The 23,129-nt window shown below is 70.5% G+C and carries 24 protein-coding genes and 1 tRNA gene; 7 read left to right on the forward strand and 18 right to left on the reverse strand.

Going from position 1 to position 23,129, the window contains the following annotated elements; genetic code table 11:
* Nucleotides 1–31 precede the first annotated feature (31 nt).
* Complete coding sequence (locus ASF40_RS08180) at nt 32–856, reverse strand: serine protein kinase RIO (RefSeq protein ID WP_056367793.1); 825 nt, start codon at nt 854–856, stop codon at nt 32–34.
* Between the two features lie 301 nt (nt 857–1,157).
* Complete coding sequence (locus ASF40_RS08185; protein WP_157549533.1) at nt 1,158–3,098, reverse strand: hemagglutinin; 1,941 nt, start codon at nt 3,096–3,098, stop codon at nt 1,158–1,160.
* A 145-nt stretch (nt 3,099–3,243) separates the two neighbouring features.
* On the opposite strand from ASF40_RS08185, the gene ASF40_RS08190 reads away from it, so the two are divergent.
* Complete coding sequence (locus ASF40_RS08190) at nt 3,244–3,849, forward strand: response regulator transcription factor (protein ID WP_056367797.1); 606 nt, start codon at nt 3,244–3,246, stop codon at nt 3,847–3,849.
* A gap of 19 nt (nt 3,850–3,868) precedes the next feature.
* Here the strand turns inward: ASF40_RS08190 and ASF40_RS08195 are convergent, their stop codons facing one another.
* From ASF40_RS08195 to ASF40_RS08225, 7 genes are read right to left on the reverse strand one after another with little or no spacing between them, the layout of a single operon-like run.
* Nucleotides 3,869–4,321 (reverse strand): pilus assembly protein TadG-related protein, encoded by a 453-nt coding sequence (locus ASF40_RS08195; RefSeq protein WP_056367798.1) that lies wholly within the window; start codon nt 4,319–4,321, stop codon nt 3,869–3,871.
* Nucleotides 4,318–4,791, reverse strand: coding sequence for a TadE family protein (locus ASF40_RS08200; protein ID WP_056367799.1), 474 nt, complete (start codon nt 4,789–4,791; stop codon nt 4,318–4,320). Before ASF40_RS08200 ends, ASF40_RS08195 begins: the two co-directional genes overlap by 4 nt.
* Nucleotides 4,766–5,194 carry a TadE/TadG family type IV pilus assembly protein gene (locus tag ASF40_RS08205; protein WP_442922685.1) on the reverse strand — a complete coding sequence of 143 codons (429 nt, stop codon included), beginning with the start codon at nt 5,192–5,194 and terminating at the stop codon, nt 4,766–4,768. The genes ASF40_RS08200 and ASF40_RS08205 overlap by 26 nt, the downstream gene beginning before the upstream one ends.
* Nucleotides 5,195–5,204: 10 nt before the next feature.
* Complete coding sequence (locus ASF40_RS08210; RefSeq protein ID WP_056368355.1) at nt 5,205–5,405, reverse strand: hypothetical protein; 201 nt, start codon at nt 5,403–5,405, stop codon at nt 5,205–5,207.
* 18 nt (nt 5,406–5,423) lie between these two features.
* Nucleotides 5,424–6,341, reverse strand: coding sequence for a type II secretion system F family protein (locus tag ASF40_RS08215; protein ID WP_056367801.1), 918 nt, complete (start codon nt 6,339–6,341; stop codon nt 5,424–5,426).
* Nucleotides 6,342–6,352: 11 nt separating this feature from the next.
* The gene (locus ASF40_RS08220) at nt 6,353–7,210 is read right to left on the reverse strand and encodes a type II secretion system F family protein (protein ID WP_082496930.1); all 858 of its coding nucleotides are present in this window, start codon (nt 7,208–7,210) and stop codon (nt 6,353–6,355) included.
* Nucleotides 7,207–8,355, reverse strand: a complete 1,149-nt coding sequence (locus tag ASF40_RS08225) for a CpaF family protein (RefSeq protein ID WP_056367804.1) — start codon at nt 8,353–8,355, stop codon at nt 7,207–7,209. The genes ASF40_RS08220 and ASF40_RS08225 overlap by 4 nt, the downstream gene beginning before the upstream one ends.
* A gap of 102 nt (nt 8,356–8,457) precedes the next feature.
* Between ASF40_RS08225 and ASF40_RS08230 the strand changes: the two genes are divergently transcribed.
* From ASF40_RS08230 to ASF40_RS08240, 3 genes are all read left to right on the forward strand, one after another.
* Nucleotides 8,458–8,664, forward strand: coding sequence for a PLDc N-terminal domain-containing protein (locus tag ASF40_RS08230; protein WP_056367805.1), 207 nt, complete (start codon nt 8,458–8,460; stop codon nt 8,662–8,664).
* Between the two features lie 67 nt (nt 8,665–8,731).
* Nucleotides 8,732–8,813: transfer RNA gene (locus tag ASF40_RS08235), tRNA-Leu, on the forward strand.
* A gap of 45 nt (nt 8,814–8,858) precedes the next feature.
* Nucleotides 8,859–9,644: a DedA family protein gene (locus tag ASF40_RS08240; protein WP_056368359.1), complete on the forward strand. Its 786-nt coding sequence runs from the start codon at nt 8,859–8,861 to the stop codon at nt 9,642–9,644.
* 27 nt (nt 9,645–9,671) lie between these two features.
* Here the strand turns inward: ASF40_RS08240 and ku are convergent, their stop codons facing one another.
* Nucleotides 9,672–10,598 (reverse strand): non-homologous end joining protein Ku, encoded by a 927-nt coding sequence (gene ku / locus ASF40_RS08245; protein ID WP_056367806.1) that lies wholly within the window; start codon nt 10,596–10,598, stop codon nt 9,672–9,674.
* A gap of 71 nt (nt 10,599–10,669) precedes the next feature.
* Here ku and ASF40_RS08250 point away from each other — a divergent pair, with 71 nt between their 5' ends.
* Nucleotides 10,670–13,300 carry an ATP-dependent DNA ligase gene (locus tag ASF40_RS08250; RefSeq protein ID WP_056367808.1) on the forward strand — a complete coding sequence of 877 codons (2,631 nt, stop codon included), beginning with the start codon at nt 10,670–10,672 and terminating at the stop codon, nt 13,298–13,300.
* 9 nt (nt 13,301–13,309) lie between these two features.
* Here the strand turns inward: ASF40_RS08250 and ASF40_RS08255 are convergent, their stop codons facing one another.
* The 5 genes from ASF40_RS08255 to murI form a co-directional block, all read right to left on the reverse strand.
* Complete coding sequence (locus ASF40_RS08255) at nt 13,310–14,221, reverse strand: cation diffusion facilitator family transporter (protein ID WP_056367810.1); 912 nt, start codon at nt 14,219–14,221, stop codon at nt 13,310–13,312.
* Between the two features lie 89 nt (nt 14,222–14,310).
* Complete coding sequence (locus ASF40_RS08260; RefSeq protein WP_056367811.1) at nt 14,311–14,904, reverse strand: hypothetical protein; 594 nt, start codon at nt 14,902–14,904, stop codon at nt 14,311–14,313.
* Between the two features lie 155 nt (nt 14,905–15,059).
* Entirely contained in the window at nt 15,060–15,671 is a 612-nt protein-coding gene (gene rdgB / locus ASF40_RS08265) for an RdgB/HAM1 family non-canonical purine NTP pyrophosphatase (protein WP_056367813.1), read from the reverse strand.
* A gap of 3 nt (nt 15,672–15,674) precedes the next feature.
* Nucleotides 15,675–16,421, reverse strand: coding sequence for a ribonuclease PH (gene rph, locus ASF40_RS08270; protein ID WP_056367814.1), 747 nt, complete (start codon nt 16,419–16,421; stop codon nt 15,675–15,677).
* Nucleotides 16,422–16,449: 28 nt separating this feature from the next.
* Entirely contained in the window at nt 16,450–17,295 is an 846-nt protein-coding gene (murI, locus tag ASF40_RS08275) for a glutamate racemase (RefSeq protein WP_056367816.1), read from the reverse strand.
* Between the two features lie 109 nt (nt 17,296–17,404).
* Between murI and ASF40_RS08280 the strand changes: the two genes are divergently transcribed.
* On the forward strand, nt 17,405–18,730 hold the full coding sequence (locus tag ASF40_RS08280) for a nicotinate phosphoribosyltransferase (protein WP_056367818.1): 1,326 nt from the start codon (nt 17,405–17,407) through the stop codon (nt 18,728–18,730).
* Here the strand turns inward: ASF40_RS08280 and ASF40_RS08285 are convergent, their stop codons facing one another.
* From ASF40_RS08285 to ASF40_RS21650, 3 genes are read right to left on the reverse strand one after another with little or no spacing between them, the layout of a single operon-like run.
* Nucleotides 18,731–18,997: a DUF3039 domain-containing protein gene (locus ASF40_RS08285; RefSeq protein WP_056367819.1), complete on the reverse strand. Its 267-nt coding sequence runs from the start codon at nt 18,995–18,997 to the stop codon at nt 18,731–18,733.
* Between the two features lie 50 nt (nt 18,998–19,047).
* On the reverse strand, nt 19,048–20,613 hold the full coding sequence (locus tag ASF40_RS08290; protein ID WP_056367822.1) for a hypothetical protein: 1,566 nt from the start codon (nt 20,611–20,613) through the stop codon (nt 19,048–19,050).
* Nucleotides 20,589–22,187 (reverse strand): ABC transporter ATP-binding protein, encoded by a 1,599-nt coding sequence (locus ASF40_RS21650; protein WP_327037404.1) that lies wholly within the window; start codon nt 22,185–22,187, stop codon nt 20,589–20,591. The genes ASF40_RS08290 and ASF40_RS21650 overlap by 25 nt, the downstream gene beginning before the upstream one ends.
* A 195-nt stretch (nt 22,188–22,382) precedes the next feature.
* Between ASF40_RS21650 and ASF40_RS08300 the strand changes: the two genes are divergently transcribed.
* The gene (locus ASF40_RS08300) at nt 22,383–23,075 is read left to right on the forward strand and encodes a phosphocholine cytidylyltransferase family protein (RefSeq protein ID WP_056367826.1); all 693 of its coding nucleotides are present in this window, start codon (nt 22,383–22,385) and stop codon (nt 23,073–23,075) included.
* Nucleotides 23,076–23,129: the final 54 nt, after the last annotated feature.

A 23,129-nucleotide genomic window follows, 5' to 3' on the forward strand; every position in this document is an offset into this window, starting at 1 on the left:
CGGCGTCTGCGGGGATCCGCCTGAACCAGCATCACCAGAGCATCGCGACGAGGTGGGCGAACACCTGCTCGGGGTCGTTCTCGAGCCCGCGACGGGTAAACCACGTCGAGACGTTGACGACGTCACGGTGGAGGAAGTCGAGGCCCTGCGGGTTCGCGGCGACGTCGACGATCTGTGGAAGATCGATCACGACGACACGGCCGTCGTGATCGAGCAGGTTGTAGGGCGAGAGGTCACCGTGCGCGAATCCCGCGTGCGCGAACGCCTCGAGGATGCCGACGACCTGGTCGAAGGCACTGCGCAGCTGCTCACCGTGCAGCCGGCTCTGCGCCAGCCGCGGCGCGGCCGCCCGCCCTTCGCCGACGAACTCCATGAGCACCTCGGTGTCGCTCACCTGCACCGGGTACGGTACCGGGACCCCCGCGCGCCAGGCGCGGCAGAGCGCGTCGAACTCGCTCACCGCCCAATGGCCGGCGGCGACCGAGCGTCCGTACGCCGACCTGCGACTCACCGCCCGGGCGTCACGGGTGTTGCGCATCGTGCGTCCCTCCTCGTAACTGCCCGAGCGGTGGAAGTCACTGTGATGCGAGTTGCGGTAGCGCTTGGCGGCCAGGAGCACGCCGGCGGTGCCGGGCACCGCGCGCTCGATGAGGTGCACGTCGGCTTCTTTGCCGGTCTTCACGACACCGAGCTCGGTGTCGAACGCGCCGGACGCGGTGACGACCCATTCCGGGTGCGGCAGCGGTCCACGCTGGGTGGGCGGGGATGCCGGCCACGTGGACCAGCGCTGATCGGGGCCGGGTTCGAGATCCGGCGAGAGAACGGATGCGGACGCGTCGAGGCGTTCGGATGACATCGGCAGGACACTCCAGGACTGGAGGTCGCCGATCTCAGTGCGTGCGGGCGACCTCGGAGGAAAGGGAAGGGGCAGGGAGCATGACGAAGACGGTCATCGTTCTCCTCCTTTCCGGTCGAGGTGCCTGGGGCACCGATCCGGCACCACTGTAACGGACGCCGGGCTGCGGCATCCAGCCCTCCGTCTCGGCGGGCGCGGCGAAGCGGCGACGGGCACCGGTTCCGTCGCCGCTTCGTCCGCTGCTGATCGGTCCCGCCTCCGGCGAATGGACCAGTCCTTATGAGCGGGCTTCACCCCCCAGTCATGGCAGCGGTGGGATCGTTCCTCCGTTCGTGATGATCAGCGACGACGTCTCGTGGCAACTCGGGAGGATGTCATCCTGCGCCGGGTTGGTGCTGTCGTAACTCACCTTCCAGGAGAACGGCCCGCCGGTGGTGACGGCGACGGTGGTGTTGTTGGTTCCCACCGTCTGCGGCGACGCGCCCGAGACCCCTTGGTTCACTGCCGGGAACACCGGAGTGCCCGAGCAGTCGGTCGAGGGATACAGCGTGAACGTCACCGTCCCGGCAAGAGGCCCACCGGCCGAAGCCGAGATCGTCGCCGAATCGTTCGGATACCACCGCTGCGCGGTCGACATCCTCGCCTGCACCGTGCTGACGACGACGTCTTCGTTGCCGTCGGTGCACGGGGCGTTGTGGGTCTTGCCGAGGGTGTTCGGTGAGCTCCCGCTGTATGTCGCAACCCAGTGGTAGGTGCCCGCGGCGGTCGGCGTCACCGTCGGCGACTCGTAGTTGCCGTTGCCGCTCACGTTCACCGCGGTGGTCGTCTGCACGAGCGGGCCGCAGCCGGTGGTGCTCGGTCCGTACAGCGAGAACGTGATCGTGCCCCCCGCGGAGGCGCCCGGGACCGGCTGGGCTCCTGTGCGGATGACGGGGTCGAGCGGCTGGGCGGTGGTCCCGCCGAGTGTCGCCGTGTCCTTGACCGTGCCGCCGAGCACGATGCCCGCGCTCGCCTGGGTGGTGAGTGTCGGTTCCACCGGATTAACGGTGAAGCACTCCGTCGCCCTCGAATCGCTCGAGCCCGTGACCCCACTGCCTTGGACCGGCGTGTACTCCGCCCTCCAGCAGTAGCGGCCGGCGGCCGTCACCCACGCGGTGGCCGACTCGACCGTCACCGGATAGGTCGCACCGGTGAGGTTGGTCGATCCGACGTCGGTCCCACCCTCCGCGCACAGTCCAGGTGCGTCCACCTTGCAGAGGTGGAACTGCACCGAACCGCCCACGGCGGTCGTCCCTCCGGTGATGTTCACGACGGCGGAGTCCTTGACGCCGACGACCCCAGTGCCGATCGAGATCTCCGAGCCGGGGATGGTTGCGCCGGCGGCGGTCTTGGGTGTGGTCTCCGTCGTCGATTCGCAGCTGCCGAACTCGGGCGCGGGTGCCAGGATGGTGTCCTTGTAGTCGGCCGTGTCGGAGTTGCCCGTCACGGTGCTCGGGATCACGTTCGCGATCGTGAGGCACTGCTGCACCCCGCCGAACACGGTGTCAGTCAGGTTGATGGCCGCCTCGCCCTTGAATCTGTCCGGACTGTACGCGGCCTGCGATACCGTCGCGTTGAGTGGGATCGCGGCTCCGAGCGTCAGATTCGGCGCCGTTCCGCTCCAGATGCGCAGCGACAGGGCGGTGCTCCCGCCTTGCTGGTCCCAGAGGATCATGAAGTCGCCGGGCACGACCGGCGGTCCCGCGGATCCGCCCTGACGATTCGCCCACGGATTGCAGTTCGCGATCAGCTGAGCGTCGGTGGCCGTCTCGTAGGCGCATCCGGCCGGCACGTCGTTCTGCATGAACTCGAAGGCGATGAACCCGCTGCCGTTGGCCGAGTCGCGCTCCCACGCGAAGTAGAGCCAGTCGTCGCCCGCCGCGTCCTTCTCCGCGTCGACCCACGCACGCCGCAGGTCGACCTGGGCGTTCGGGTTGGTGGGGTCGAGCGTCGGCAGCCCGTCGTTGTGGATGACCGCGATCTTCGTCGTGTTGGAGTTGAGTGGTCCGAGCTCCTTCACGTTGCCGAATTCGTCCTCGATCGATTCCATCGCGGGATCCGTGACATCGGGTACGACGATTCCGTCGATCGCCCACGGGCCGTCCGCCGCGGTGGCCGCGGATGCTCCCCCCAGAACGAAGGCCGCCACCATACAGCCCGTGACTCCCGCGGCGATCGAGCGCCGCCGCTTCTCCTGAGACATGGTCCTCCCCTTTCCCCAGGCCATTGCTGGCCCTAGGCTATGAACCGCGTGGAGACGCGACCATCGGGAGAAATGCGGATGGGGTTCCGGGGAACTCCCTAGGTCGTCAGTCTCGGGCGGGAGGCGCGCGATTCGGGGAGGAATCGTGAGCACGGAAGAGTCATTCGCACTCGTGGTCGCTGGTGACCACGTCAGGGCCGAGTACGTAACGCTGCTGGGCCGGCTGGGGCTGTCCGCGGTCGCATTCGCGACGGTGACGCAGGCCGCCGCACAGCTGAACGGCGTGGCGCCCGAGGTGGCGATCCTCGAGGTCGAGGACGGCGGGTGCGGGTTCCTGCGGGAGCTTCGAGATCGCTACGGACCCGAGCTGCCCGCGGTGCTCGTGTCGGCGGATCGGACGACGCCCGCCGACGTCGTCGCCGGGCTGCTCGTGGGCGCCGACGACTACGCCGCGGAGTCCATGGACGCCGAGGAGTTCCTCGCCCGCGTGAGACGGCTCATCGAGCGCACCCGGCCGGCTCGCGGCGCGACCGTGGACCTCCGGCGGCTCTCAACGCTGACCCCGCGCGAGAGACAGGTGCTCGCGCTCACGACCGAGGGGATGTCGCAGAAGCAGGTCGCCACCGAGATGGGCATCAGCATCAAGACGGTCGGCGCGCACATGCAGAACCTCCTCGGCAAGCTCGGCGTGCACTCGCGCATGGAGGCGGTGGCGCTCGCCGCGCGCGCCACGGCGACCTCCGAGGGGTAGCACCCGCGGCGCCCCCGCGTCAGCGCAGCGCCGTGCGGCTCGTGGCGGTGGACTCGAGGACGACGCCGTCAGGTACGAACACGGTGACGATGGGCGGATGCCACTGCCCGGCGACCGTCACCCGCGCGGAGACTCCGTCGGGGGTCGAAGCCGAGATGAGTCGCGCCTCGGGGTCGAGGGTTCCCATCATCGCCTCGGCTTCCCGACGGACGCCCGCGTCGGTGAGCGTGGCGACAGGCTCGCCGTCGACCACCGAGAGGTCGAAGCCGTCCGCCGCAGCCAGAGCCGCCGCATCCGCCATCGCGTCGAGCTGCTTCTGCGCGAGGTACAGGCTCGTCGCGGCCGTGCAGACGAGGATCACCGCGATCGCGAGCACGGCGTAGCCGAGGGTGAGGATCAGAACGCTGCCCGCCTCGTCGGGGTCGGCCGCCTTGGTTCTCCGCGCGAGCACGCGCGTCACCTGGGCGATCATCGCTCGCTCCAGAAGCGTGAGACCTTGTGCGCGGACGACGCCTCGATCGGGACCGCGGCGATGCGGTCGAGGTCGAGCACCGGCGGCACGAGCGGCAGCGTGACCGTCGTGCGGACGCGCACGTGCAGCGTCGCACCCGCCCGCGGACAGGCGGCGCCCGATGGCGTGCAGTCGATGGAGAGGTCGACGTCGTCGAGGCCGTACTCCTCCGACACCGCTGCGAGCACCGCGTCAGCCCGGGCGCGCGCGTCGTCCACGTCGCTCGCGGTCGACACCGCGCGCGCGATGTGACGTGCGGCGGCCTCGGCACCGAGGCTCTGCCCCTGGATGAGGCCGAGCGCCACGACCACGTAGACGAGGGGCACGAGGAGGAGGAGCCCGACGAGGATGAACTCGAGGGCTGCGGAGCCGCGGTCGTCCGCGAGCGGATCCGCTGCGAGGCTGTCAGTCGAACGATTCGACAGGCGCATGCGCCGTCACCTCCATTCCGCGCGGCGCACCGAGCAGGCCCACGAGGGGCAGGGTCGCCTGGACTCGTACCTCGACGGTCCGCTGGCCGAGCGCCGCCGACTCCTGCACTCTGACCTCCGTCGCGTATTCGGCGCCGATCGCGCGACCCACGATGTCGCGCGTGCGCTGCGCGCCGTCGGCGAGCGTCGTGTCGGCGAGGGCCGCGTGATAGGCCCCCTCGACGGCCGCGTCGTGCACGACGTTGCGGACGTACACGGCGAGGCCGAACTGCAGCACACCGAGGGTGAGCACGGTGAGCAGCGTGCCGACGAGGACGAACTCGACGGGGCTCGCTCCGGCGTCGTCGCGCAGGTCAGCGCCGAGTCGGGCGCGCAGGCCCGACAACGCGCGGACCAGGCCCACACGCAAGACGTCAGAGCCCGGAGACGCGGCTGATCGCCTGCTCGAACAGGTCGGCCAAGGCGGGCCCGGCCATCGCCCAGATCACGACGACCAGCCCCGCGGTCATCAGCGTGATGAGGACCCACCCGGGGACGTCACCCCTCTCGTCGTCTGCGAGGTCGCGCGCTGTGGTGCGAAGCCGAGCCGTGAGGCGCAGCATCCGTGCTTTCATCATTTCTCCTTCCGGCCGTCAGCCGAGTCCGAGTCGAAGCATGAAGATCCCCGGGAACACCGCGAACAGCACGCTGAGCGGCAGGATCAGGAAGACGAGGGGAAAGAGCATGTAGATCTCCTTCCGGCCCGCGCGCTCGATGAGTGTGCGCTTCGCGTCCTCGCGGGCGTCGATCGCCTGCGCCTGGAGAACGTGAGCGAGCGGCGCGCCTCGCTCGATCGCCGCCACGAGCTGGTCGATCGAGCGGGTGAGAGTGGGGATCTCGAGGCCTGCGGCCAGGCGAGTGAGCGATTCCGACAGCGATGAGCCGGTGCCCACCGCGACGACGACGCCCCGCAGCTCCGCGGTGAGCTCCCCCGCCCCCACGTCGCTGACGCGACGCAGCGAGTCGAGGATTCCCTCGCCCGCCGAGAGGCACAGCGCGAGGAACTCGAGCACCGTCGGCAGCTCCTCCTCGATGCGTGCGGCCCGCGCCCGCGCCGCGCGGGTGAGCCACGCGTCGTACGCGAGCGCCGCGGCGACGGCGGCGACCGGCGGAAGCAACCCGAGGACCGGCGATCCGCGGCCGACGAGCACGAGCACGACGACCACTGTGCCGCCGACCGCCAGCCCCGCGATCGCCCAGGCCAGCTGCCGTCCGCGGAAGCGGGCGGCGTCGATCGTCCACGCGGCCTGATGCAGGCGTCGGGTGAGCGACGCGTCACCGCCTGCCAGCCGGCCGAGGCGACGCTGCACGAACGCCGACCACGCGAACGGCGACCCTCCGACCGCAGGACCCGCCACGTCGAGGCCCCGCGGATCGGTCACGTCGCGGATGTAGGGCGCGATCCGCCGCGCCAGGCTGGGCGCGCCCCATCGCGGTGCGAGCGAGATCAGCAGGCACACCCCGACACCGAGCGCCGTGCCGAGCACGACGGCGTAGGCGACGTCGCCCATCGCGAATCCGATCACCCGAACCACCGCCGCGGTTCGGGAAGGCGGCCGAGACGGATCATGAGCCGGTACGCGATCAGCGACACCGCCGCGCCGACGAGGATGAGCGCGATGCCGCCCGCGCTCCCGTACGCGCGGGCGCCCTCCGGACGCATCGCGAGCATCGCGAGGATCACCCACGGGGCGACCACGCCGAGCACGGCCGCCCCGCGGATCCACGACTGGCGCGATTCGACCTCGGCCCGCAGCGCCGCGTCCGCTCGCACGGAAGAGGCGAGCGCGCGCAGCACCGCGGTGAGCTCCGTGCCGCCCACCTGACGGGCCATGCGCAGGGTCTCGACGATGCGGTCGGCGACCGGGTCTGCCAGATTCGTCTTGAGGCGCTGGATGCTCGAATCGAAGTGCCCCGACGCGGCGATGTCGCGCGCGAACGCCGCGAACGCCGGCCGCAGTTCAGCGGGAGCCGAGTCTGCGAGACTCGCGACGGCATCGGGCAGCGACATCCCCGCGCGCACCGACGCGATGAGCAGATCACATACGTCCGGCCAGAGGCCGCGTCGCGTGCGCAGCAGCTTCGAGCGACGCGAGCGCAGCCAGGCGAAGGGCGCGAGCGCCCCCGCAGCCGCAGCGACCAGAGCGAGCGCGGCGACCGGCGCGATGAGCCACGCCACGGCGGCCGTCACCGCAGCGGACACCACCGCGACCACGATGATCGACGACGCGGACACGCGGGGCATCCCCGCGTCTTCGAGCAGACGCGAGATCCGCCCGCGCCGGGGCGCACCCGGACGACGCGAGCCCGCCGGCCAGAACCACGGCGACAGCATCAGCAGCAGCCCGGCGGCGAGCACCGCTGCCCACACGAAGGTCACGCGGCGACCGCCCGGTAGAGGGTGTGCGCGGTGAGCACGCCGTCCGCGACTCCCGTCGGCGCGACGATCTCGACCACCCGTCGTGCGCCGCTCGCGTCGCGCTGGCAGTGTGCGACGAGATGGACGGATGCTGCCACCGCCGGCTGCACGAAGCTCGCGTCGATGTTGCGCCCGGCCAGCAACGGCAGCGCGGCGAGCTTGCCGAGCGCTTCGCGAGCGGAGTTGGCGTGGATCGTGGCGGCACCGGGAACGCCGGTGTTGAGAGCCAGCAGCAGATCGAGCGCCTCAGCGTCGCGCACCTCGCCGACGACGAGCCGGTCGGGGCGCATGCGCAGCGCCTCCTTCACGAGTCGGCGAAGCGTGACCTCGCCGGTCCCCTCGAGGCTCGGCTGCCGACCCTGGAGAGCGACGAGGTCCGGCGCCGCGACCGCCAGCTCGAAGGTCTCCTCGACCGTCACGATGCGGTGCTCGGGTGGGCACGCGGCGATGAGCGCGCCGAGCAGCGTCGTCTTCCCCGCGTGCGTCGCCCCCGAGACCAGCACCGACTGCCCCGCGATCATCGCGTCGCGCAGCAGCGTCGCGGCCTCCGGGGCGATCGAGCCTGCCGCGACGAGGCGTGCGAGATCCCGGTACGCGGGGAGGAACTTGCGGATGTTGACCGCCCAGTGCCGGCGCGTGATGTCGGGGATCACGACGTGAAGCCGGGAGCCGTCTGGAAGCGACGCGTCGACGAACGGCTGACTCAGGTCGACCCGACGACCGCTGGATTGCAGCATCCGTTCCACCAGATCGCGCACCGCCGTGTCAGTGAGCATGAGCGGCGTGCGCTCGGGGACACCGCCGCGGGCGACGAAGATGCGGTCGGGTGCGTTGATCCAGACCTCTTCGACGGTCGGGTCGTCGAGGTACGCCTGCAGGGGGCCGAACCCGGAGACCGCGGCGAGCACGTCGCGCACGCAGGCCGTCTCGTCATCGACGGGCGCGAGGCCGCGCGCGAGGGCGAAGTCGTTGTGGCGGCGCACCTCTGCGCGGGCGACCTGGGCCGCGAACTCGGGGTCGCGGGTCGGATCCGACCGTTCCGCACGCAGCCGTTCCCGCACGCGCTCCGCCACGACGGATGCGACGGGGGCGGCGGCAGAAGTCACGTCTGCATCCTGCCAATTCGCTGCCGAGCCAGCCGAAAGTTATCCACAGATGCGGGCGGACGGCCGGCGCGGCAGGATGGAGGAACAGACGAAGGGACGAAGATGACCAAGACGGAGATGGCCCCCGCGGCGAAGGCGGGACTCGGCGTGCTCGGCATCGTGCAGGTCGCGTTCGCGTTCCTCGCATTCTGGGATCTCGCCCACCGCGACGCCGATGAGGTCCGCGGGCCCAAGGTCGCGTGGATCCCCGCGATCCTCGTGAACTGGATCGGTCCCGCGAGTTACTTCCTGTTCGGCATCCGCCGCTGATCCCCCGGCCGGAACGGGGGCCAGCCCCACAGCCGACCCCCAGTCGCCTCACTAGACTGAGAGCCTCGCGGGAGTGGTGAAATTGGCAGACACGCAGGATTTAGGTTCCTGTGCCTCCGGGCGTGTGGGTTCAAGTCCCACCTTCCGCACGCGAGTTCTCGCATCCTCCGCCGACTGACGACGGGACGACCATCGTGCACGCAGTTCCCACAGCCCTGATCCCCTGGCTGGATCCGGCCGCCATCATCGAATGGGCGGGCCCCTGGGCGCTCGTCGCCGTGTGCTTCATCGTCTTCGCCGAGACGGGCCTGCTCATCGGGTTCCTCCTCCCCGGAGACACGCTCCTCGTGATCTCGGGCCTGCTGTCGCACCCCCAGTCGTATGCGCCGCACGGCGTGTTCGGCATCAGCGTGTGGTGGGTGGCGCTGCTGATCGGTCTCGCCGCATTCATCGGCGGAGAGGTGGGCTACTACATCGGCCACAAGGGCGGCCCGGCGGTCTTCGAGAAGAAGGAGTCCGGGCTGTTCAGCGTCAAGAACGTCGAGCGCACGAACGCGTTCTTCGAGCGGTTCGGCGGACTGACCATCATCCTGGCCCGCTTCGTCCCGATCGTGCGCACCTTCGCTCCCGTCGCGGCGGGCGTCGGGCACATGAACAAGTGGAAGTACACGCTCTACAACTTCATCGGCGCGGTGCTGTGGGGTTTCGGTCTGACCATGTTCGGCTACGCCATCGGGTTCATCCCGCCGGTCGCCACGTTCGTAGAGAACTACATCGACCTCATCCTGCTCGCGGCGGTCGGCGGCACGGCGCTCGTGACGCTGTGGCACTACTTCCGCGAGCGCGGCAAGGCGAAGAAGGCTGCGGCAGCGGGCGAGGATGTCGTCACCGACCACAGCGAGGCCGAGGCGCTCGTCCTCGACGCCGAGGTGTTCGACCGCGGTCCCGACCACCACGAGGGCGGCGCCCCCAAGGCCTGATCGGACGGCGAGCCGCGGCCCGATCCGTCAGGAGGCCTTCTTCTTGGCGGCCGGCTTCTTCGCCGACGACTTCGCGGCGGGCTTCTTGGCGGATGCCTTCGCCGCCGGCTTCCCATCACCCCCGGCATCCTCGTTGCCTGACGCGTTCGCGTCGCCGACTTCGCGGGCTGCCCGGGACTTCTCGACGCTGGCGCGGAGCGCAGCCATCAGGTCGATGACCTCGCCGCCGGCCTCCTCTTCCTCCTGCTCGCCGAAGGTCTCGGAGGTGTCGAGCGCGTCGCCCTTCTCGAGCTTCGCCTCGATGAGGGTGCGCAGCTCCTCCTGGTACTCGTCCTTGAACTCTTCAGGATCGAAGTCGCTCGAGAAGCTCTCGACCAGCGACGCCGACAGCTCGAGCTCCTTCGCCGAGATGCGCACCGACTCGTCGAGCGACGGGAAGGCGGCTTCTCGCACTTCGTCGGACCACAGCAGGGTCTGCAGCACCAGCACGTCGTCACGCACGCGAAGCGCCGCCAGCCGGGTCTTCTGCCGAAGGGAGAAGCGGACGATGGCCGTACGATCGGTCTGCTCGAGCGTTTTGCGCAGCAGCACGTAGGCCTTGGGAGAGGCCGAATCCGGCTCGAGGTAGTACGCACGGTCGAGCGTCAGGAGGTCGATCTGCTCGCTCGGCACGAACTCGACGACGTCGATCTCGCGGCTGCGCTCCGCCGGCAGCGACTCGAGGTCCTCCTTCGTCAGGACGACGGTCTTCTCACCGTCGTCGTAGGCCTTGTCGATGTCGGAGTACGGCACGACCTGACCGTCGATCTCGCAGATCCGCTGGTAGCGGATGCGCCCGCCGTCCTTGTTGTGCACCTGGTGCAGCGAGACGTCGTGGTCCTCGGTCGCCGAGTACACCTTCACCGGCACGTTGACGAGTCCGAACGTCAGTGCACCCTTCCAGATCGCTCTCACCCCACCAGTGAACACCAGGGCGCCGACACGCGGCCACCCCTTGCGTCACGCCGCGCCGATACTCTGAGCCCATGGCGGGCGACGAGCAGCTGGTGCGCATCGGCGGCCGTCGCCTGCGCATCACGAACCTCGACAAGGTGCTCTATCCCGAGACCGGCACCACCAAGGGCGAGGTCATCGACTACTACTCGCGCATCGCCGAGCTCCTCATCCCCCACGTCGTGGGACGACCCGTCACCCGCAAACGGTGGCCGGACGGTGTCGGCACCGACGACGACCCCGGCATGGTCTTCTTCGCGAAGGACCTCGAGCGCGGCGCGCCGTCGTGGGTGCGACGGATGCCGATCGCCCACTCCACGGGCACCAAGGAGTATCCGCTGGTGGGCGACGTGCCGACGCTGGTCTACCTGGCCCAGGTGGCGAGCCTCGAGCTGCACGTGCCCCAGTGGCGCTTCGCGCCTGAGGAACGAGCAGGCGGGCGCTTCGACGCCGGCGGAGGACGCGGTCCGGCCGACCGGCTCGTGCTCGACCTCGATCCCGGGCCCGGCGCCGGCCTTGCGGAGTGCGCGGTGGTAGCGGGCTGGGCCCGCGAGATCCTGCTCGACATGGGGCTCGAGCCCTACCCCGTCACGAGCGGCAGCAAGGGGATCCACCTGTACACGGCGCTGCCCCCGGGGCAGTCGACCGAGCAGGCCTCCGCGCTCGCGAACGAGCTCGCCCGCGCGATCGAGGCCGATCACAAGGACCTCGTGGTCAGCAGCATGAAGAAGACCGAGCGGCACGGCAAGGTGCTCATCGACTGGAGCCAGAACAACGGGTCCAAGACGACCATCGCGCCCTACTCGCTGCGCGGCCGGCCGCATCCTACGGTCGCCGCGCCGCGCACCTGGGAGGAGCTCGACGATCCTGGGCTGCGCCACCTCGAGTACACCGAAGTGCTCGAACGGGCCGAGAACATCGGCGACCCGATGGCTGCGCTCGGCTTCCACGCCGGTGGCCGTGACGCCGAGTCCGGACCGCTGTCGGCATACATCTCCAAGCGGAGCGCCGACCGCACCCCGGAGCCGGTGCCGGCGAACCCCCTCGGCGCGTCGCCGCACGGCGAACTTCCGAGATTCGTCATCCAGGAGCACCACGCGACCGCGCTGCACTGGGACTTCCGCCTCGAACACGACGGCGTCCTGGTGAGCTGGGCCGTTCCGCGCGGCGTCCCGCACTCGTACACGCGCAACAACCTCGCGATCATGACCGAGGACCACCCCATGGAGTACGCCACGTTCGAGGGCACGATCCCCGCGGGCGAGTACGGGGGCGGCACCGTGACCATCTGGGACGACGGGCGCTACGAGCTCGAGAAGTGGCGCGACGACGAGGTCATCGCGACCCTGGAGGGCCGCCCCGGCGGCCCGCTCGGGCGCGTCCGGCTGGCGCTGATCCGCACCGCCGGCGACGGCGAGAAGTCCAGCTGGCTGCTGCACCGCATGAAGACGGATGCTGCGGGCCGAACACAGCCGGACGGCGCGGTCGTCGAGCCCAGTCCCCAGGCCGACGCGGTTCGCGACACACCGGGCGGGCGGGGTGCTGCCACCGGTCGAAGACCCTCTGTGAGCTCCGGTTCACACAGCGGCCCCGGCGCTGGGGCCGGCGCGGCCGACGTGGGGACCCGTGTGAACCGGAAGTTCAGCGGGGTTCCAGGAGCATCTGCACCGGCCGCCACAGAGCTGCGGCCCATGCTCGCGACGAGTGCGACTCCCGCCCAGGCGCGTCTGGCCGCGCGCACCTGGACCGACCGCGAGCACGGCGCCGAGGCCTGGGTCGAGATGAAGTGGGACGGCATCCGCGCGGTCGGCGCGTGGGACGGGCAGCGCCTGCGCCTGTTCGCGCGCAGCGGCAACGAGGTCACGCACCGCTACCCCGAGCTGACGGCGGTCGACGCCGGCCTCGGCGCGGAGCCGTGCGTGGTGGACGGCGAGCTCGTCGCCCTCGAACCCGACGGCCGGCCCAGCTTTCCGCTCCTGCAGACCCGCATGAACCTCGAGCACGCCGGCGACATCGCTCGCGTGGCGCGGCGCACGCCCGTGCGGTACTACCTGTTCGACGCGCTCTCGCACGACGGAGACGACCTCGCCGGGCTGGCCCTGCGCGAACGCCGTGACGTGCTCGAGGCGGTGGCCGCAGCATCCGTCGAATCGATCACCGTGCCGCCCGTGTTCGACGATGTCGACGCGGCGCTCGACACCAGCGAGCAGCTGCGCCTCGAGGGCATCGTCGTGAAGGACCCGGCGTCGCGATATCTCCGCGGCGGCCGCTCGGAGTCATGGTTGAAGGTCAAGAACACCAGAACCCAGGAGGTCGTGATCGCGGGCATCCGACCCGGCAAAGGCGGGCGCAGCGGCACCTTCGGGTCGCTGCTGCTCGGCATCCCCGGCGCCGACGGCCTGCGGTACGCCGGCCGCGTCGGCAGCGGATTCAGCGACTCGACACTGTCGATGCTGCTCAAGAAGCTGACGCCGCTGCGCACCGACCAGAACCCGCTCGTCGGGGTGCCGCCGCTCGACGCGCGGGACGCACTCTGGGTGCGGCCCGACCTCGTCGCCGAAGTGGAGTACGGCGAATTCACCCCGGGAGGCATCCTCCGTCACCCCAGGTGGCGCGGACTGCGTCCCGACAAGTCGCCCGCCGAGGTGCGGCGCGAGGACTGACGCGCCGCGTCACGCGTGGGCTTCGTGCTCGACGTGCCCGGCGGGCTCGAGCTGGAAGGTCGAGTGCTCGACGTCGAAGTGGTCGGACAGGCACGACTGCAGGGTGCTGAGGATGCCGGCGGCCCGACCGTCGGTGAGTGCCGCGGTGTGGACGACGACATGCGCCGTGAACACGGGTGCCCCACGCGTCAGCTGCCACACGTGCACGTCGTGCACGTCGACGACCCCGGGTGTGGCGAGGATGTGCTCGCGGATCTCGTGCACGTGCGTGCCCTCGGGCGCCGACTCGGCGAGCACCGACACGACCTCGCGCAGCAGGCCGACAGCCCGCGGGATGATCATGGCGGCGATGAACAGCGAGGCGATCGCGTCGGCCTGATACCAGCCGGTCGTGACGATCACGATCGCCGCGACGATCACGGCCGCCGAGCCGATGAGATCGCCGAGGACCTCGAGATACGCGCCGCGCACGTTGATGCTGTGTCGCTGGGCGGAGCTCAGCAGCCACATCGCCACACCGTTGGCCACGAGGCCGACGACCGCGACGACGAGCATGAGGCCACCGGCGACCTCGGTCTCGCCCGGGTGGAGCAGGCGCGAGATGCCTTCGAACGCGACCCATCCCGCCAGCACGATCAGGATGACGCCGTTGATCAGGGCCCCGAACACCTCGGCGCGCTGATACCCGAAGGTGCGGCGGTCGTTCGCCGGCCGGCCCGCGACGGTGTTCGCGATGAGGGCGATCACCAGTGCGGCGGCATCCGTGAACATATGCGCGGCATCGGCGAGGAGCGCGAGCGAGCCCGATAGCACCGCGCCCACGATCTGCACCACCATGACGGTGGAGGTGATCGCGAGCGAGATCGCGAGCAGGCGGCGGTTGCCCGCCCCTCGGATCCCGGTCGGCGCGTGGTCGTGCATGTGCCCAGGCTAAGCCCGGGACCGCCCCGGAACCGGCAGTCGCGCCCAGTCGGGAATGAGTGTGATTCTCAGTCGCAGCGCGATGACCGCTACCGGTGCCCGCGTGTGCCCCCCGGCCTCGCCACGATGATGCTCGCGGCGAGGTCCATGGTCCGGCTCGACTCCGCAGGAGGCACCGGCCGGCGGACCAGGCGGGGCCGAAGGACGAACCACAGCACGACGCCCATGACGACCGTCGCCCCCAGAGCGCCGTTCGAGCCGAGGACGGTACGGGCTCCGCCCACGGTCCCCAGCAGCCCGGCAACGCCCCAGGACAGGCTCACCGTCGCCGCCCACGCGAGCGCGATACGCCACCGGCGTCGCAGCAACGACCCCTGGGCGACCCCGACCACGCCGCCCGTGACGAGTGCCGTCGCCGCGGCCGCGGCCGGCGTGACCGCGGGGCCGAACCAGACAAGGCTGAGCGCGCAACCCACACCCGTCGCGCCGAGCGTCCAGACCGCCCAGCGCCAGTCCACGAGGCGGCCCAGCGCAAGACACTGCGCGGCTCCGACGACGCCGCCGACGATCGAGCCCGCCGCCAGCGCCGTCAGCGCGCTGCGATGCGTCCCCAGGACCGCTGAGGCGATCGACTCCCCCAGCGGAAAGGCGAGGAAGGTGGGGATCCAGCGAAGGAAGAACATCGGCCGCTCCGGACAAGGCTGCGTGCACAACAGCATGCCTCTCCCGGGCGGCGATGGCGAGGCATGCAGGGATTCTCCCCCCTTCGATGCTCTCCACCTGATACCGCCGCGCCCGTGAAGGACGGTGTCGAAGGAGTGACCGATCGCCCCTCGCGTCAGAGCTCGGCGAGCAGCGCGGCCAGCGCGACGAACGCACGCGAGCGATGGGATGCCGCGTTCTTCTCGTCGGCTGTCCACTCTCCGACCGTCCGCTCGGCGCCGGTCGCCTGCCCGTCGGGCACGAAGATCGGGTCGTAGCCGAAGCCGCCGGCGCCTGACGGCGCCGTCGCAAGGCGTCCGGGCCAGATCCCCTCGACCACGTGCTCGTCGGCGTCCCCCTCGGCCACCGGCACGACGAGCGCGATCGTGGAGACGAACTGCGCGGTGCGATGCGGGTCGCCGATGTCGGAGAGCTGGTCGAGCAGCAGGTTCAGGTTGGCCGAGGCATCCTTGGCATGCCCGGCCCAGTAGGCCGAGAACACCCCGGGCGATCCGCCGAGCACGTCCACGCACACGCCCGAATCGTCGGCCAGTGCCGGCAGTCCGGTGTGGTCGGCGGCCGCGCGCGCCTTGATGAGGGCGTTCTCTGCGAAGGTCACGCCGTCCTCGACAGGCTCGGGCCCGTCGTATCCCACGACCTCGAGGTCAGGGCGCGTCGCCGCGACGATCGCCTGGAATTCCTCGACCTTGTGCGGGTTGTGGGTCGCGAGGACGATCTGTCGCGGCATCCGTCACTCCCCTTCCGCGGGCTGCAGGGCCGCGAGCTGATGTGTCCGGAGGTCCGCGCAGCCGTTGACGCCGAGCTCGAGCAGGGCGTCGAGCTCGCGCTTGTCGAACGGTGCGCCCTCTGCGGTGCCCTGCACCTCGACGAACAGGCCGCGGCCGGTGACCACGACGTTCATGTCGGTCTCGGCGCGCACATCCTCGACATACGCGAGGTCGAGCATGGGCTCGCCGTCGATGATGCCGACCGACACCGCCGCGACGGAGTCGAACAGCACCTGCGCCTTCTGGCCGATGAACTTCTTGCCGCGGCCCCACTCGATCGCGTCGGCGAGCGCGACGTAGGCGCCGGTGATGGCGGCCGTGCGTGTGCCGCCGTCGGCCTGCAGCACGTCGCAGTCGATGACGATGGTGTTCTCACCGAGCGCCTTGGTGTCGACGACGGCGCGCAGCGCCCGGCCGATGAGGCGCGAGATCTCGTGCGTTCGGCCGCCGATCTTGCCCTTGACGCTCTCGCGGTCGTTGCGCTCGTTGGTCGCGCGCGGCAGCATCGCGTACTCGGCGGTGATCCAGCCCTTGCCCTTGCCCGTCAGCCAGCGCGGCACGCCGTTCGTGAACGACGCGGTGCACAGCACCTTGGTGTTCCCGAACGAGATCAGGGCGGACCCCTCGGCCTGGCTCGACCAGCCCCGCTCGATGGTGATCGGACGCAGCTGGTCGACGGTACGGCCGTCGGCACGGGTGATGTCGGTCATGCAGTTCTCCTCCGGAGGGACGGATGCCTCAGCCGAGACGGCGGGCAGGGTTCGAGGCACGCGGAAGGTCGATGGCGCCGGTCTGGACCAGGCGCACGTCGGTGACCTCGCGGCCCATCAGGCGGTGCGCGAGGCGCAGGAACTCATCGGCCGACGCACCGGTGGCTTCGTAGACGTGGCGGGGCTCGGCATCCGGCCCCGCGAGCAGGTCGCGGGAGACCAGCTGACGGTAGACGTCCTTCGCGGTCTCGGAGTCGCTCGACACCAGGCTCACGTCCGGGCCCATGACGTAGCTGATCGCGCCCTCGAGGAACGGATAGTGCGTGCAGCCCAGCACGAGCGTGTCGACCTCGGCTGCGCGCAGCGGCGCAAGGTACTCCTCGGCGACGGCGAGCACCTCCGGCGAACCGGTGACGCCGGCTTCGACGAACTCGACGAACCGCGGGCAGGCCTGCGCGAAGACGGTGAGACGCTCATTGACACCGAGCATGTCCTGGTACGCGCCGGAGCTGATGGTGCCGGCCGTGCCGATGACGCCGACACGCCCGTTGCGCGTGGTCGACATCGCCGTGCGCACCGCGGGGTTGATGACCTCCACCACCGGCACGTCGTACCGCTCGCGCGCGTCGCGCAGCATCGCCGAGGACGCCGTGTTGCACGCGATCACGAGCATCTTCACGCCCTGGGCGACGAGATCGTCGAGCACCTCGAGCGCGTAGCGCCGCACGTCGGCGATCGGCTTCGGGCCGTACGGCGAACGCGCGGTGTCGCCGATGTACAGAATCGACTCCTGCGGCAGCAGCGCCGAGACGGCCCGCGCGACGGTGAGCCCGCCGACTCCGGAGTCGAAGATTCCGATCGGCGCGTCGTTCACGAGAGTCCACCCTACGCCAGCGGGTCGCCGCGGGGCACGGCGAAGCCGCGGCGAGCAGAGCGAGCCCTCGGGGGGAACCCCCGCGTCATGAAAAGCTAGGCTGACCCGCATGGCCGCCTCGACCGCCCTGCTGACGGACCGCTACGAGCTCACGATGGTCGACGCGGCGCTGCGCGACGGCACCGCTCACCGACGATGCGTGTTCGAGCTGTTCGGCCGGCGGCTTTCCGGTGGCAGGCGCTTCGGCGTCGTCGCGGGCACGGGGCGGCTGCTGTCGCTCATCCGCGAGTTCCGCTTCGCAGACCAGGAGCTGCGCTTCCTACGCGACGAGAAGGTGGTGGATGCCTCGACCCTCGATTTCCTGGAGGGCTACCGGTTCACCGGCTCGGTGACGGGGTATCGCGAGGGCGAGCTGTACTTCCCAGGCTCCCCCATCCTCACGATCGAGGGAACGTTCGCCGAGGCCGTCGTGCTCGAGACCCTCGCGCTCAGCGTGCTCAACCACGATTCGGCGATCGCGACCGCCGCCGCCCGCATGAGCATCGCCGCCGGGGATCGTCCACTGGCCGAGATGGGTTCGCGACGGGCCGGAGAGTCGTCGGCGGTCGCCGCAGCACGTGCGGCCTACATCACCGGGTTCAGCGCCACCTCCAATCTCGAGGCCGGTCGCCGATGGGGCATCCCGACCATGGGCACGGCCGCCCACGCCTGGACGCTCCTGCACGACACCGAGGAGGACGCGTTCCGCGCGCAGATCGAGGCCCTCGGCGTCGGCACCACGCTGCTCATCGACACCTACGACATCCGCCAGGGCGTCGAGACGGCCATCCGGGTCGCGGGGACGGGGCTCGGCGGGGTCCGGATCGACTCCGGCGACCTGCCCACCGTGGCCGCCGAGGTGCGCGCCCAGCTCGACGAACTCGGCGCCACCGGCACGCGCATCACCGTGACGAGCGACCTGGACGAGTACGCGATCGCCGCGCTCGCGGCATCCCCCGTCGACTCCTACGGCGTCGGCACGTCGGTGGTCACCGGGTCGGGCACGCCGACCGCCGGCATGGTCTACAAGCTCGTCGCACGGCAGGACTCCGACGGCGGGTGGGTCGGCGTGGCGAAGGCTTCGACAGACAAGGCGTCGAAGGGCGGCCGCAAGGCGGCGTTCCGCACGCTCGACGCGGGTACGGCGACGAGCGAGCTCATCGTCGTGTCCGACGGCTTCGAAGCACTCGACACCGCCGCCGCCCATCCCGGATCCCGCGCGCTGCAGGTGCCGCTCGTCGTCGACGGCGAACCGGATGACGCGTACGAGGGATCCGACGGCGTCGAAGCCGCTCGAGCGCATCACGCTCGCGTACGCGAAGAGCTTCCGGTGCGCGGGCTCGCGCTCAGCCGCTCCGACCCGGCGATCCCGACGGTGTACGCCGACGCCGAGTGATCAGCTCTGCAGCGACTCGTAGATCTCTTTGCAGGTGGGGCACACGGGGAACTTCTCGGGGTCGCGGCCCGGCGTCCACTTCTTGCCGCACAGCGCGCGCACCGGCTTGCCCGTGATGGCGGACTCGAGGATCTTGTCCTTCTTCACGTAGTGCGAGAAGCGCTCGTGGTCACCCGGCTCGATGTTCTCTTCTTTGAGGAGCTCTTCGAGCTCGCGATCGAGGGTCGCGATTCCGCCCTGGTCGGGGCTGTCCAGCGGGGTGCTCATGGTCTGCCAGTGTAGTCGGGGCGGACCCGGCTGGGGCGCGTCCGCACGAGTCAGGTGGACTCCGCGAACTCCATGAGCCGCCCACCACGACGCTCGAAGACGATGGCTCCGATGCCGATGCCGACGACGAGCACGCCGAACCCGATCGCCAGGCCTCCCCACAGCGCCGTGTTCGCGGCCTCCGTGTCCCCCTGCAGGGCCAGCCAGCCGCACCACAGGACAGGTGCCGACAGGACGAGCGCACCGGCCATGACGCTCCCCTGCGCGATCGCGCCGTTCGCGCCGGTGCGCTGCGGCTGCTGGAACGGGCTCTCGCCCGGCCGCGACACCGCGTAGGGCGCGACCACCGAAGAGATGCTCGAGAGCCCCAGGCCCGAAAGGAACAGCGCGGCGCACACGCCGGTGAGAGCCGGGAGCACTGCCCAGCGTCCGTGCAACAGCGTCGCCACCGGGATCGCGAGGGCGAGCAGAGGGACGCCGACGAGCAGCACCGGCACGAGCCGGCCGAGTCGGTCGGAGACGCCCCGCACGCCGCTGGCGATGTGCATCCACACCGCAGTGGAGTCGTAGGCGATGTCGTCGTGCGGCAGCCAGCCGAGGAAGAGCGCCGCGAAAGGCACGGGCACGAGGGCGACCAGCTCGGGCGGGACGCCGGCGATGAGCAGCGGCACCACCGTGATCGCGGCTGCGAACGGGATCACGAGGCCGTTCACGACGTAGCGTCGGTCGCCGAACCAGTAGACGAGGCTGCGCGCCGCGATCGCACCGCCGGGAGTCCCCGGGGCGACGCCGAACCATCCGAGCCCACCTCGCTCGCGCCCGGTCCCGGGGCGCTCGGTCGTGGTCAGCAGTCGATTGACCGCCCATACCCAGAGCATCGCCAGCAGGACGATGGTGCCCACCGCGATGAGCGCGGACAGCCACGCGTCGCCGCCGGTGATGACCATGCCGGGCAGGGCCCACGCGGCGCCGAGCGGGGTGAGTGCCAGCCAGTCCACGGCCTCGAGCAGCTGCGGCGGCACACTCCCCTGCCACTCGAGCGAGGCGAGGAAGACACCCACCGGAACCACGACGACGAGCACGACGAGCACGAAGACGCCCGAGAGCTCGCGCGAGCGCCGGTCGCGGAGGAAGAGCGAGGCCAGCGCCATGCACACGCGCGCCAGCAGGACGCACGTGAGCACTCCGAGCAGCACGCTCACGACTCCGACGATCACCGGCACACCGTGATCGGCCCACACGATGGCGGAGCACACCGCGACTGCGAGCAGGACCAGGATGGGCACGCTGAGCAAGCCCGCGACCGCCAGCACGAGGGCGAGGCTTCCCCGTGGAAGGCCGAACAGGGCGAATCGCCGGGGATCCAGCGGGTCCTCCACGGCGCCGAACAACGGAGCGAGCGCGAAGCCGAGGGTCACTGCGGAGCCCCCGAGCACGGTGACCGCGAGCACCTCCTCGGTGGAGGCATCCCCCAGCGTCAGCAGCGCCCAGCAGGCGGACGCCGTCGCGGCGACGAGGATCACCAGCCCGATGACCACCCGCGTCACATGGCCGCCGTCACCGCGGAACGTGCCGAACAGCAGCGCGAGCCTCAGTCGGAGAATGTGTGCAGCCACTCGAGGCCCTCCACATCGCTGAGCCCTCCGGCCAGTTCCACGAAGCGCTGCTCGAGCGTCAGCTCGCCGCGCACCTCGTCGACGGTGCCCTCCGCGAGCACCTGACCGGCCACGATGACCGCGACGCGCGTGCAGACGCGCTCGACGAGGTCCATGCCGTGGCTCGAGAGGATCACCGTGCCGCCGTGCGCGACGTAGGTGGAGAGGATGTCGAGGATGATCGCACTCGAAACCGGATCGACCGCTTCGAACGGCTCGTCCAGCACGAGCAGACGCGGCGAGTGGATCAGCGCGCCCGCGAGCATGACTTTCTTGAGCATGCCCGCCGAGTAGTCCGAGACGCTCCGGCCCAGCGCGTCCTCGAGGTCGAAGGCGCGTGCGAGGTCAGCGGTCCGGCTCTCGACGACGGCGGGCGGGAGCTTGCGCAGCACCCCGTAGTAGTACAGGAGCTGACGGCCCGTCAGCCGGTCGAAGGTGCGCAGCCGATCAGGGAGGACCCCCATCATCCGCTTGGCCGCGAGCGGCTTGGCCGCCGCATCCACTCCTCCGACATGGATCGTGCCGCGATCGGGTTCGAGCAGGCCCGCGATCATCGAGAGCGTGGTCGTCTTGCCGGCACCGTTGGGGCCGACGAGACCGTAGAAGGTGCCCGCGGGGATCGTGAGGTCGATGCCGTCGACGGCGACGGTGCTGCCGAATCGCTTGGTGACGCTGCGCAGCACGAGGGCATTGGCGGATGCCGCGGCCGCCGTTGCGGCCTCGTCCAGCGAGACGGCCGCGGCCAGGGCCTCGGGGTCGAGGGTCGTCATCGGCTCCGGGGTGGGCAGAGGCACCGGCTGGAGTTCAGCGGGCGTGGGAGCGTTCTCCAGCGCGGCCGCGTCCGGCTCGGCGGGCGCAACGGAGGGCTCGACCGCGGGCGTGGGCTCCACGACCCCCGCGGGCTCGGCCACGGGCGCGGACTCGACCACGGGCTCAGCATCGACCACCGCCGCGGTTTCGGCAAGAGTCGTGTGTTCGACGTCGGCCTCGGACTCGGCGGCCGGTTCGGGCGCGTCCGGAGTTTCGGGCGCGTCCGGGGTTTCGGGCTCGACCGCGGCCGCCGGCTCAGCCTGCGGCTGCGCCGGGAGCGCGGGCTCCCGCTCGGCCTGCGGCCCCGCCTCGATCGCGGCGTCGTCCGCTGCCGTGCCGTCGTCGACGGGTGTCGCCTCCTCGACCGACGCCGCCTGCGCGGTCTCCGCGGGCGAACCCTCGCCGACGTCGGGAAGCGGCGGGCGCGGCGGCACGACGATGCCTGCGGCAGCGCTGGCCGCGAGCTCGAGATCGCTCGGAAGGGGCGGCGGCGGCCCCGGATCCGGAGCGGGGTCCGGCTTCGGCGCGGACGCAGCCGGCGTGCGCTTCTTGCGCGGAGCGGCGGGGGGTTGCGATCCCGCGTCGGTGCGCGGCTTGCGCGGCGGGCGGCGGGGCTTGTCGGGAGCCGGTGAGACCGTGTCTGCGAGGTGTACGACGCGCGCGCTGGAGTGACGGTCCGGCTCTTCCGGATCGATGTCATTCGGCACCGGGAGGGAGGCTGTCACTGAACCAACGTATCAAGCGGGCCTGATCGCGACGGAGTTCGTCTCGCCGCGTCGCGGCATTCGCGTTATGTCACAAATCGGCAACGGGAGCCGCCTATTATGCGCCTTCCCAGGCCTCATCGCTACCATGGTCGAGGCACGAAGGGGTGTCGCGCCGGTGAACCGGCAGTGAATCACGCACTTCAGGAGCAGATTTTGACCCTTCAGACCGTCATCCTCGCAGCCGGAATGGGCTCGCGACTCGGCCGCAGCCTGCCCAAGCCCCTCACGGAGCTCGGCGACGGCCGCAGCATCATGCAGCAGCAGCACGACAACATCCGTGCCGCTTTCGGCCGCGAAGCCAAGATCACCACCGTCGTGGGCTACCGCGCCGAGACCATCGTCGAGGCGTTCCCCGACGTCGACTACGTCTACAACGACCGTTACGACCAGACCAACACGTCCAAGAGCCTGCTGCGCGCCCTCGCCAAGACGGGCAAGGGCGGCGTCCTCTGGATGAACGGCGACGTGGTCTTCGACCCGCGCGTGCTCGGCCGCGCCATCGAGCTGATCGAGCGCGACCAGTCGTTCGTCACGGTCAACACCTCCAAGGTCAGTGACGAAGAGGTCAAGTACACGGTGACGCCGGAGGGCTTCATCAACGAGCTGTCGAAGACCGTCAAGGGCGGCATCGGCGAGGCCGTCGGCATCAACTACATCTCGAGCCGTGACAAGAAGGCGTTCATGCGCCACCTCACGCGCGTCGACGACCAGGACTACTTCGAGCGTGGCCTGGAGCTCGCGATCGCCGAGGACGGCGTACTGCTGGAGCCGCTCGACATCTCGGACCTGTACGCCGTCGAGGTGGACTTCGCCGAGGATCTCGAGCGCGCCAACCTCTTCGTCTGACGGGTCGCTCCGCGGCTGTCAAGCCCGAGCCTGCGATCAGACTCGGCCGCATAG

The sequence above is a fragment of the Microbacterium sp. Leaf288 genome, from assembly GCF_001422925.1.
In the GTDB taxonomy this organism is placed as follows: Bacteria; Actinomycetota; Actinomycetes; order Actinomycetales; family Microbacteriaceae; genus Microbacterium.

Coding starts and splice junctions, on each gene's coding strand:
- ASF40_RS08260 (WP_056367811.1), bottom strand. CDS start 14,904: ATGTTCTTCCTTCGCTGGATCCCCACCTTCCTCGCCTTTCCGCTGGGG.
- ASF40_RS08210 (WP_056368355.1), bottom strand. CDS start 5,405: ATGAAAGCACGGATGCTGCGCCTCACGGCTCGGCTTCGCACCACAGCG.
- ASF40_RS08215 (WP_056367801.1), bottom strand. CDS start 6,341: ATGGGCGACGTCGCCTACGCCGTCGTGCTCGGCACGGCGCTCGGTGTC.
- ASF40_RS08185 (WP_157549533.1), bottom strand. CDS start 3,098: ATGTCTCAGGAGAAGCGGCGGCGCTCGATCGCCGCGGGAGTCACGGGC.
- ASF40_RS08180 (WP_056367793.1), bottom strand. CDS start 856: ATGTCATCCGAACGCCTCGACGCGTCCGCATCCGTTCTCTCGCCGGAT.
- rdgB (WP_056367813.1), bottom strand. CDS start 15,671: ATGCCGCGACAGATCGTCCTCGCGACCCACAACCCGCACAAGGTCGAG.
- ASF40_RS08280 (WP_056367818.1), top strand. CDS start 17,405: ATGGCCGCCTCGACCGCCCTGCTGACGGACCGCTACGAGCTCACGATG.
- ASF40_RS08200 (WP_056367799.1), bottom strand. CDS start 4,791: ATGCGCCTGTCGAATCGTTCGACTGACAGCCTCGCAGCGGATCCGCTC.
- ASF40_RS08250 (WP_056367808.1), top strand. CDS start 10,670: ATGGCGGGCGACGAGCAGCTGGTGCGCATCGGCGGCCGTCGCCTGCGC.
- ASF40_RS08195 (WP_056367798.1), bottom strand. CDS start 4,321: ATGATCGCCCAGGTGACGCGCGTGCTCGCGCGGAGAACCAAGGCGGCC.
- ASF40_RS08285 (WP_056367819.1), bottom strand. CDS start 18,997: ATGAGCACCCCGCTGGACAGCCCCGACCAGGGCGGAATCGCGACCCTC.
- rph (WP_056367814.1), bottom strand. CDS start 16,421: ATGACCGACATCACCCGTGCCGACGGCCGTACCGTCGACCAGCTGCGT.
- ASF40_RS08255 (WP_056367810.1), bottom strand. CDS start 14,221: ATGCACGACCACGCGCCGACCGGGATCCGAGGGGCGGGCAACCGCCGC.
- ASF40_RS08230 (WP_056367805.1), top strand. CDS start 8,458: ATGACCAAGACGGAGATGGCCCCCGCGGCGAAGGCGGGACTCGGCGTG.